The organism is Kitasatospora sp. NPDC058406 (assembly GCF_042722765.1).
Classification (GTDB): Bacteria; Actinomycetota; Actinomycetes; order Streptomycetales; family Streptomycetaceae; genus Kitasatospora.
Genome location: NZ_JBHXKE010000318.1, coordinates 1 through 8,627, shown reverse-complemented (window position 1 = coordinate 8,627; position 8,627 = coordinate 1). Strand labels below are relative to the sequence as shown.

9 protein-coding genes and 1 pseudogene are annotated in these 8,627 nt (G+C 72.0%); 8 read left to right on the top strand and 2 right to left on the bottom strand.

Annotated features, from left to right (window positions below):
- Nucleotides 1-100 precede the first annotated feature (100 nt).
- The 5 genes from ACFWOG_RS37030 to ACFWOG_RS37010 all read left to right on the top strand — a co-directional run bounded on the left by ACFWOG_RS37030 (nucleotide 101) and on the right by ACFWOG_RS37010 (nucleotide 5,123).
- Nucleotides 101-595: a transposase gene (locus ACFWOG_RS37030; protein WP_380363828.1), complete on the top strand. Its 495-nt coding sequence runs from the start codon at nucleotides 101-103 to the stop codon at nucleotides 593-595.
- A gap of 444 nt (nucleotides 596-1,039) precedes the next feature.
- Complete coding sequence (locus ACFWOG_RS37025; RefSeq protein ID WP_380363826.1) at nucleotides 1,040-1,897, top strand: D-alanyl-D-alanine carboxypeptidase family protein; 858 nt, start codon at nucleotides 1,040-1,042, stop codon at nucleotides 1,895-1,897.
- A 140-nt stretch (nucleotides 1,898-2,037) separates the two neighbouring features.
- A complete protein-coding gene (locus tag ACFWOG_RS37020; RefSeq protein WP_380363824.1) occupies nucleotides 2,038-2,952 on the top strand; it encodes an endonuclease/exonuclease/phosphatase family protein in 915 nt (304 codons plus the stop codon).
- A gap of 94 nt (nucleotides 2,953-3,046) precedes the next feature.
- Nucleotides 3,047-3,856 (top strand): response regulator transcription factor, encoded by an 810-nt coding sequence (locus tag ACFWOG_RS37015; protein WP_380363822.1) that lies wholly within the window; start codon nucleotides 3,047-3,049, stop codon nucleotides 3,854-3,856.
- Between the two features lie 4 nt (nucleotides 3,857-3,860).
- A complete protein-coding gene (locus tag ACFWOG_RS37010; protein ID WP_380363820.1) occupies nucleotides 3,861-5,123 on the top strand; it encodes a sensor histidine kinase in 1,263 nt (420 codons plus the stop codon).
- A 241-nt stretch (nucleotides 5,124-5,364) separates the two neighbouring features.
- Here the strand turns inward: ACFWOG_RS37010 and ACFWOG_RS37005 are convergent, their stop codons facing one another.
- Together ACFWOG_RS37005 and ACFWOG_RS37000 are read right to left on the bottom strand one after the other, a co-directional pair.
- Nucleotides 5,365-6,030, bottom strand: coding sequence for a GNAT family N-acetyltransferase (locus ACFWOG_RS37005; protein WP_380363818.1), 666 nt, complete (start codon nucleotides 6,028-6,030; stop codon nucleotides 5,365-5,367).
- A 243-nt stretch (nucleotides 6,031-6,273) separates the two neighbouring features.
- Nucleotides 6,274-7,275 (bottom strand): helix-turn-helix transcriptional regulator, encoded by a 1,002-nt coding sequence (locus ACFWOG_RS37000; RefSeq protein ID WP_380363816.1) that lies wholly within the window; start codon nucleotides 7,273-7,275, stop codon nucleotides 6,274-6,276.
- Nucleotides 7,276-7,375: 100 nt separating this feature from the next.
- On the opposite strand from ACFWOG_RS37000, the gene ACFWOG_RS36995 reads away from it, so the two are divergent.
- The 3 genes and pseudogenes from ACFWOG_RS36995 to ACFWOG_RS36985 form a co-directional block, all read left to right on the top strand.
- The gene (locus ACFWOG_RS36995; RefSeq protein WP_380363814.1) at nucleotides 7,376-7,777 is read left to right on the top strand and encodes a RidA family protein; all 402 of its coding nucleotides are present in this window, start codon (nucleotides 7,376-7,378) and stop codon (nucleotides 7,775-7,777) included.
- 203 nt (nucleotides 7,778-7,980) lie between these two features.
- Nucleotides 7,981-8,196 (top strand): hypothetical protein, encoded by a 216-nt coding sequence (locus ACFWOG_RS36990; RefSeq protein ID WP_380363812.1) that lies wholly within the window; start codon nucleotides 7,981-7,983, stop codon nucleotides 8,194-8,196.
- Between the two features lie 106 nt (nucleotides 8,197-8,302).
- A pseudogene (locus ACFWOG_RS36985) lies at nucleotides 8,303-8,627 on the top strand (response regulator); the annotation flags it as partial.

Below are 8,627 nucleotides of genomic sequence, written 5' to 3'. Positions count from 1 at the left end.
TGTCGCAATCCACACCGAGCCAGAAGGCCCTCACTCATTTCAAGATCACCACGCCGTGAGCCCTGTCACCAACCTCCGTGGTCAGTACACCTAGGGCGGTGTGGGCCAGACCCCTGTGGTCCACGTCCGCGGCAGGGAGTCCGGACGAGTGTCGATAGCAGGGATGGCCTGCTACAAGCAGGGCGAGCGGTCCCGACTGATCTACGGCTTCCGTGTCCACCGGGGCCGCAAGGGTGAGCCGAAGGCCTCTACCTGCCTGGACGACCAGGACCTGATCGTGCGAGCTCGAATCCGGCTCGGCGGCCCGATCGTGCTGGTCCGGGACAACTTGTCAGTCCATCTGCTGCCGCAGATGAAGGAGTTCATCGCTGCGAACAGCGACTGGCTCACCGTCTTCCAACTTTCGTCGTACGCACCGGACCTCAACCCGCAGGAGGGTATCTGGGCGCTGATGAAGCGCGGAGTCGGCACCTTCGCCTTCATCAACGTCGACCACCTGGCCAAGACAGTCGAACGACGCCTCAGGAAGATCCAGTACCGCCCTCACCCGATCGACGGCTGCCTCCGCGAGGCCGGGCTGATCATGGACGGCTGACCACGACCAGGCCCGACACCACGCTTTCAAGTTCAGCAGCGGAGTGAGGACACCGGCTGGCCGGTGGTCCCCACACCGTCGGGACCACGACAGTCATGCAGTACACGGCTGATACACACCCGCGCGTCAACGGAAGCCCCGCTACGCGCAGGCTGAAGTGCCGGTCACGGAGCCTGTAGGCACACCTGGTGACCACTGCCACCGGGTTCTTCGTCCCTTTGGCTCCGGGAGGCCGCTGTCGTGTCTGTGCCCACGCAACCTGAAGTCCGAGACCCGCACACCACCGCCGGTCGGCTCCCTCTGAGGCGCCGTGGGGCGATGTGGGCCTTGGCCGTCGTCATACTCGTCGGTGTCGGCGCCGGGGGCGGCACGCTGGTCCCTCGGCAGGGCGGCGGTGCCGGACAGGTCAACGACAGCCGATCGGGCCGGGCGCTGGTGCTACCAGTGTCGGACGCAATCACCGCTCTCGGCCTCCCGTGGCCGCAGGAGGGACAGTCGGCCGTCGCGGCGGCGAAGGTCGGCGTACTCGCCGTCAGAGGGGGGCAGCAGCCGGTGCCGATAGCGAGCGTGACCAAGGTGATGACGGCGTACGTCGTTCTCCGGGACCATCCGCTCAAGGACGGCGAGGACGGGCCGACGATCACGGTCGACGCGCAGGCCGCCGCCGAGGCGGGTTCGGCGGACGAGTCGACCGCTCCCGTCACTGCTGGGCAGCGCCTGACCCAGCGCAAGCTGCTGGAGGTGATGCTGCTGCCCTCCGCCAACAACGTGGCGCGGCTGCTGGCCCGGTGGGACGCGGGCAGTGAGGAGGCGTTCGTGTCCCGGATGAACGCGGAGGCCGCCCGGCTGGGGATGACAGGCACCACCTACACCGGGGCCAGCGGCCTGGAGGCGACGACCGTGTCCACCGCCGCCGACCAGCTGAAACTGGCCCGTGAGGCGATGAAGGAGCCGGCGCTGCGGGCCACGGTGGCCCTGCGCAACACCACGCTGCCGGGCCGGGCCGAGCCGCTGCACAACACCAATCGGCTGCTCGACCTGCCCGGGGTGGTGGGTCTGAAGACCGGTTCGACCACCTCGGCGGGCGGGAACCTGATGTGGGCGCTGGAGGTCGCCGACGCCGAGAGCGGCTCGGGGCGCCGGCTCGTCTACGGTGTGGTGCTCGGCCAGCGGGCCGGCGCCGCTCCCGCAGACGGCATGCGGGCGGCTCTGGAGAGCAGTGGCCGGCTCGTGGACGCCCTGCGGCGGAAACTGCCCGGCGTCCTGCCGACGCTCGACGGCGGCCAGCGGGAGTGGGCGTGAGCACGCGCACCGGCACGGTTCCGGCGACGACGCCTCCGGCAACGGTTGTCACGGTCCCGGCCCACGGGTCGGGCGACGGCGACGGGCCGCGCCGCCGGACGGTTCGTAGCCGTCTTCCTCACCGCCCAACCCGTCGGGCCGTGGGGCGGCGCGGGCGGCTGATCGCGGGGGCCGCCGCTGTGCTCGCCGCCCTGACGGGGCTGAACCCCTGGCTGCCGAACGGCCCGGTCAACCTCGCCAGCCTCTGGCAGACCGTGCTGCCCTGGTCGGGCCTGGGCATCATGGTGCTACTCCTCCTGGCGGCACTGCGACGCTCCGCCGCGGCCGCGGTGGCCACGCTGCTGCCCGCCCTCGTCTGGAGCGTCCTGTTCGCACCGGCTCTTCTCGACAAGCGCACGGGCGGCGGGGACTTCACGATCGTCAGCCACAACGTCAACGAGGACAATCCCGACCCCGCCCGGACGGCGCGTGCCCTGGCCGTGTCGGGAGCCGACGTCGTGGCGGTGGAGGAACTGGCGAGCCGCGCGCAGGAGGCCTACCGGCGCGAGCTGGCCACCGCCTACCCCTACTCCCAGGTGCGCGGGGGCATCGGGCTGTGGAGCAAGTACCCGCTGCAGGGCGTGGAGCCGGTGGAGATCATGCCGTGGACCCGGGCCCTGCGCGCGACCGTCCAAACGCCCAAGGGCCCCGTCGCCCTCTACACCGCCCATCTCGCCTCGGTCCGAGTGCGCTTGGACGCGGGATTCACCACCGCCGGCCGCAACGACGCGGCCGCCAAGCTCGCTGCGGCCGTCCGGAGCGAGCCGCTCGCGAGGGTCGTCGTCCTGGGCGACTTCAACGGTTCCTTCGGCGACTCCGCGCTGCGCACGCTCACCGGGCAGCTACGCTCGGCCCAGCAGGAGGCCGGGGACGGTTTCGGCTTCACCTGGCCCGCGCCGTTCCCGGTGGTGCGCATCGACCAGATCCTGGTGAAGGGCATCACCGCGCGGTCCGCGTGGACGCTGCCCGACACCGGCAGCGACCACCTCCCGGTCGCGGCGTCCCTGCAGCTGTGACCGCTTCCGAACGCCCGCACCCGTCCGCACCCGCCGGGGCAGCGACCCGCGCACCGCTGCCCCGGCGGCCGCGAACGGTCCCCGACGTGTTGGAATGGGCACCCCACCCCCAGGCGACGACATCGGAGAGCTCTTGTCCGCCACCCGAGTACCCCACGCGGTCAACGTGCTGCTCGTCGAGGACGACGCGATCATCCGCCGCTCGGTCCAAATGGCCCTGGAACGCTACGGGTACCAGGTCGACGTCACCGGCGACGGGCTCGACGGCCTGGACGCCGTCCGGGCCGGCGAGCACGACGTCCTGATCTTGGACGTGATGCTTCCCGGCCTCGACGGCATCAGCCTGTGCCGACGCGTCCGTGAGCAGACCCTCACCCCCATCCTGATGATGTCCGCCCGCGGCGACGCCCTCGACGTCGTGGCCGGCTTGGAGGCCGGCGCCGACGACTACGTCGTCAAACCCGTCGACATCCCCGTGCTCGTAGCCCGCATCCGCTCCCTGCTGCGCCGCGCCACCTTCCACGACCGAGCCGCCGCGCAGCCCGCACGGGAGGAGCAGCCCGCGCCGGGCGAGCCGCACAGCCGGCCCCCGCGCTCCCCCGCCGGGCCGGTGCCGGACCTGCTCACCTTCGGTGCCCTCACCATCGACCTCCGCGGCCTGGACGTGTGTGTGGACGGCCGGGCCGTCCCCCTCACTCCCACCGAGCTCCGCCTGCTGCTGGTCTTCGCGGAGAACCCCGGCACGGTCCTGGACCGCCGCCGCCTGCTGCGCGAGGTGTGGGACTACGGTTGGGAGGGCGACACCCGAGTCGTCGACCTGTGCGTGGTGCGGCTGCGGAAGAAGATCGGCGCCGAGCGCATCGAAACCGTCCGGGGCTTCGGCTACAAGCTCGTACGGAGCTGACGCGATGACCGCACGAGGCGTCGGCCCGCGCCTGCTGGACCCGCGCTCCCTCCGCTGGAAGATCACCGCCCTGGTCGCGCTCGCCTGCGGTGCGATCGCCGTGGTGATCGGCGTGCTCGTCCACCGAGCGACCGCGGAGCGGGGCGACCGGACGGGGCGCGACCTGGCGATCGCCCGGCTGGGCTCCGCGGAGCAGGAGTTCTCCCGTACCGGCCGCCGCCCCGACTACGCCTCCCTCCAGCCCAGGGACAGCCTGCCCGGGCCGCTGGCCCAGGCGGTCCAGGACGCGCAGGTCCCCGGTGAGTACGCGCTGTGGTACGACGTCAAAGCACCGAACTGGTACTGGATGTGGGCGGCCGTCCCGGTCGGCGACGACCAGGTGCTCACCGTCCGTACCGACTTGAGCGCCACCGTGCGCAGCCTCCAGCTGCTGGACCGCAGCATCGTCAAGGCCGCCCTCGCGGCCCTCGCCGTCGTCGTACCCGTCACCGCGCTGGCGGCGGAGCAGATGAACCGGCGCCTGCGCCACACCTCCCGGACCGCCCGCCGGATCGCAGACGGCGATCTCGACGCCCGCATCGGCCGCCGGGGCCGCGCCCGCGACGAGATCACCGAGATGTCCACTGCCGTGGACGAGATGGCCGCGACGCTGCAAGGGCGGCTCGCCGCGGAGAAGCGCTTCACTGCCGACGTCGCGCACGAACTTCGTACCCCGCTGATGGGCCTGGTCACCGCCGCCGGCTTGCTGCCCGAGGACGATGAGGCCACTGACCTGGTGCGTACCCAGGTCCGCGCCCTGCGCGGCCTGGTGGAGGACCTGTTGGAGGTCTCCCGTCTCGACGCCGGTGCCGAGAGCGCCCGCCTCGACGAGGTACCTCTGGGAGATCTCATCGACGAGGTGAGCAGGAAGGACGACGGCGCTGTCCGGCTCCGGCTGACGACACCCGCCACCGTCCGCACCGACCCGCGCCGCGTGGAGCGGATCATCACCAACCTCATCGCCAACGCCCATCGGCACGGCGCCGCCCCCGTCGAGGTCATCGTCGCCGGCAGCCGGATCACCGTGCGCGACCACGGACCCGGTTTCCCGGACACCCTCCTCGCCGATGGGCCGCAGCGCTTCCGCACCGGGGCCGCGGAACGCGGCCACGGCCACGGCCTCGGCCTCACCATCGCCACCGGCCAGGCCGCAGTCCTCAACGCCCGTCTGACCTTCGCGAACGCCCCAGAGGGCGGAGCCGTCGCCACCCTCGACCTCCCCGCCTGACCGTCCGTCGCGGTGCGCACGAGGTGGCCGGCTGCTGCGGCTGACAGCTGAAACCCACCGTCCTGGTGCCGAAGCTCCCCAGCCCAGGTCGCGGGGGGTGCTGAAGCTCCCACCGCAGGTCGGCCGCCGGCAGTGGGGAGCAGCGGGTCAGCGGCGCCACCGAGACCGAGCGGGCTTCACCTCAGCTGCGGCAGCGGCAGCGGCGGCGGCTTGGGCTCGGGCGTGCTCCCGCTCGGCCCGCTCACGGGCCCGTTGGCCGACGCCGGCCTGGCGACACCCGGCGCAGAGACCGTCGTCCCGATGCCGGCCGGCCGCGGAGGACCGCCGCAGCCGACGGCGACGAGGAGACGGCTGTCGGGTAGGCGGGGGGCAGGTAACACGGTGCAGGTTCCAGACAGCCGTAAGCTCGTGCGCGCGCCGCTCGGCCGTCTCCCTTGCTCACCGACAAGGGACTCCGGGGCCATCCAGGCAGATCCTTCGCCGGCGCCCGGTTGATGACGGGCTGCCGGCCTGGAATGTAGGAGGGGATCGGCTTGTAGTCGAACCGCTCGTACAGTGCGAGCGCTGCCAGGTTTCGGCTGCCGGTCTCCAGGACGGCACGCACCGCGCCGTGCTGGTGGGCCACTGGTTCGAGGAAACGGAGGACCTGACTGCCGAGGGACACGCCACGAGCTTCCGGTGTCACGTACATGCGCCTGATCTCAGCGGTTCCGGGCGTCGTCATGTGCCAGCCCCCGCAGCCGAGTGCTTGAGGGTGGTCCTTGAGATGTGCGACGACGAAGCGGCCGTGCGGCGCGTTGAAGTGTTCGGGCGGTGTGTCGAGCGGGTCGTCGGCGAAGCCGTAGGTTGCGAGCTGTTCGGGGCGTTCCAGGCGGTCGCTGTCGCCAGGATGTCGGCCAGGGCACACATCAGAACGGTGAGGCGGTTCTTCGGGAGCGCCTCACCAGGGCCTTGGTCTGTCCGGAAGGCCCTGGTGAGGCGCTCGTCGCATCGGTGCGCGCCGGGTGAGAACGTCGTCGGTCAGGGCGGTGACGCCGAGGACCTCCAGGCCCCAGACGGTCACGACGTCCTTCCGCGCCTCGGCCGCCCTTCCTCAGGTGCCCTGCTTCGGACCTCGGGCATCGAGCGCCGGCGGTGTCCCCCTCGGGCCTCAGGTATCGGAGCGCAGGCCTCGGGGCGACGCGTTGTAGGAGGCGGCGATCGCGGCGGCGCGGTCGCGCAGGCGGTCGCGCAGCCATTGCGGGGCCAGGGCCTCCGCGTCGGTGGCGAGCTGCCAGAGCGCCCATTCGGCATGCCGGGGGTCCTGGAAGGTCGCTTCGAGCCGCAGCCAGCCGTCCGGGCCCTCGACTTCTCCGGCGTGGACGGTCAACGCGGTGCCCCCCAGCTCGTCCCGCCGCGCCGGGTCCACCCGGAGCAGCACGGTGACCTGGTCCCCGCCGGTGCGGAACCGGATGCTGCGTTCCTCCCACGCTCGGCCCAGGTCGATCCGGTCCGGCCGCTGGGCCGGTTCGGCGAGCTCCTCGGCGGCCACGATCCGGGACAGCCGGTAGGTGCGGTCCTCGCCTGACCTCGCGGCCAGCAGGTAGCCCTGGTCGCGGACGGTGACCAGCCCGATCGGGTCCACCATGCGCCATTCCGGGGCCTGGTCCACCGCCGCGTAGTGGATGCGCAGCTTCTGTCCGGCGAGCACCGCGCGCCGGACCTCGGCCATGACGGCGTCGGGCACCTCCTCTGCTGCGTTCCGTCGACGCGCGAGGAGGTCGGTGTCGGGATCGACGAGCAGTCTCCGCACGGAGCCTGCCGCGGTCGCCCGGGAGTTCTCGGGCAGGGCGTCGACCACCTTGCGCATGGCGGAGGCGAGCGCCGCGCCGAGGCCGAACGCCTGGGTGCCGCGCCGCGATCCGGCAACCAGCAGGGCCAGTGCCTCGTCATGGCTGAGTCCGGTGAGCTCCGTCTGGAATCCGGGCAGCAGGGCGAACCCGCCGTGGCGGCCGCGTTCGGCGTAGACCGGGACGCCGGCGACGGACAGCGCCTCGATGTCGCGCAGGACGGTGCGGGTGGACACCTCCAGCTCGGCGGCCAGGGTGGCGGCCGACATCCGGCCGTGCTGCCGGAGCAGCAGGACCAGTGACACCAGGCGGTCGGCGCGCATGGGGAAACCCTACGGGAATACACGACAGAGGACGTCGTGATTTGTTGGGAGGCTTGCCGGCAGGACGAACAAGCCCTGCCGCATTCGAGAGGTGATCCCCTTGGCGCACGCCATCGTCAATCCGGACGGTCTGCACGACCCGGTTCCGTTCGGCTACAGCCACACCGCCGCCGTCCCCGCGGGCACGGAACTGGTGTTTGTCGCCGGCCAGTACGGATCGGGGCCGGACGGCGCGGTCGTGTCGGCCGACTTCGCCGAGCAGGTGAAGCGGGCGTTCCACAACATCGGCGTCGCCCTCGCTGCCCATGGGCTCGACCTCGGCCACGTCGTCCAGCTCAGGACGTACGTGGTGGACCACGACCTCGGCAAGCTCGGGCCGATCGCCGCTGCCGTGCGGGAGGGCTGGGGTTCGAAGCCGCCCACGCAGACCCTCGTCGGCGTCGCGAGCCTGGCCGCGCCCGACGTGCTGTTCGAGATCGAGGCGCTCGCCGCCCGGCCCTGAACCGCTGAGAGGGCGGAGCCGGGGCCGGATTGCCGGTGCCCGGCCGGGTACGGCCCGAGGCCGCGGTGTTGCCATCTGGTGTTGCCGGCCCGGCAACGGAGGCGCAACACCAGGCGCCTCCTTCATCCTGTGATGCACCGTCAGGCCGATCCGGCTGGCGGGCAGGTCGTGGCGGCGAGTGCTACCACGGATCGAGGAGGTTGATGGTGCGGCATGCGCTGCTGTCGCCGAGGGCGGCCCTGGTGCTGCTGGTCGGCGTGCTCACGGGTATCGGCGCTGGGGTTCTGAGCGCCGCTGGGGGCACGCACCTGGCCCAGTGTGTCCTTTTCGGCGTCGGCGCGTTCGGTGCGAGCGTGTCGTTCGTGAACCAGCTCGTCGCCGAGCCCCGGGAGGACCCTGCGGACAAGGAGACGGCCTGACGTGAAGGCTGCGGCCCGGGTGCCTTGGATTCCCGGGCCGCAGCCGACCCGATACTGCAAGGATGGTGGCGCCGTGGAAGCCTACGAGACACCGGGGGGTGGGCGGGTGGGAGACCTGCGAGCGCTGAGCCCCGACCTGAACAGCGAATGCCGGGCGTTCGCCGAGGCCCTGCGCAGCCTGTTCACGGGCCTGCGGCCCACGGCGTCCGTGCGCCGCTACGGCGCGCGCCGGCACCTGAGCGCGGGAGCCGTCTCCCGCTACCTGTCCGGACAGCGGATCCCGCCCTGGCAGTTCGTCCAGGACCTGCTCGCCGACGTCGGCGCCGACCGCGGCAGCGTCGCGACTTCCGAGACGATCGACCTGCTGCGTTCGCTGCACGCGGCGGCCCAGCGCACCAGCGCCTCGGTCAGCCACGCCCTCCAGCAGCTCC

Bases quoted from the DNA above. Each gene is read 5' to 3' on its own strand.
- ACFWOG_RS37015 (WP_380363822.1), top strand. From the start codon at position 3,047: ATGGGCACCCCACCCCCAGGCGACGACATCGGAGAGCTCTTGTCCGCC.
- ACFWOG_RS37010 (WP_380363820.1), top strand. From the start codon at position 3,861: ATGACCGCACGAGGCGTCGGCCCGCGCCTGCTGGACCCGCGCTCCCTC.
- ACFWOG_RS37000 (WP_380363816.1), bottom strand. From the start codon at position 7,275: ATGCGCGCCGACCGCCTGGTGTCACTGGTCCTGCTGCTCCGGCAGCAC.
- ACFWOG_RS36990 (WP_380363812.1), top strand. From the start codon at position 7,981: ATGGTGCGGCATGCGCTGCTGTCGCCGAGGGCGGCCCTGGTGCTGCTG.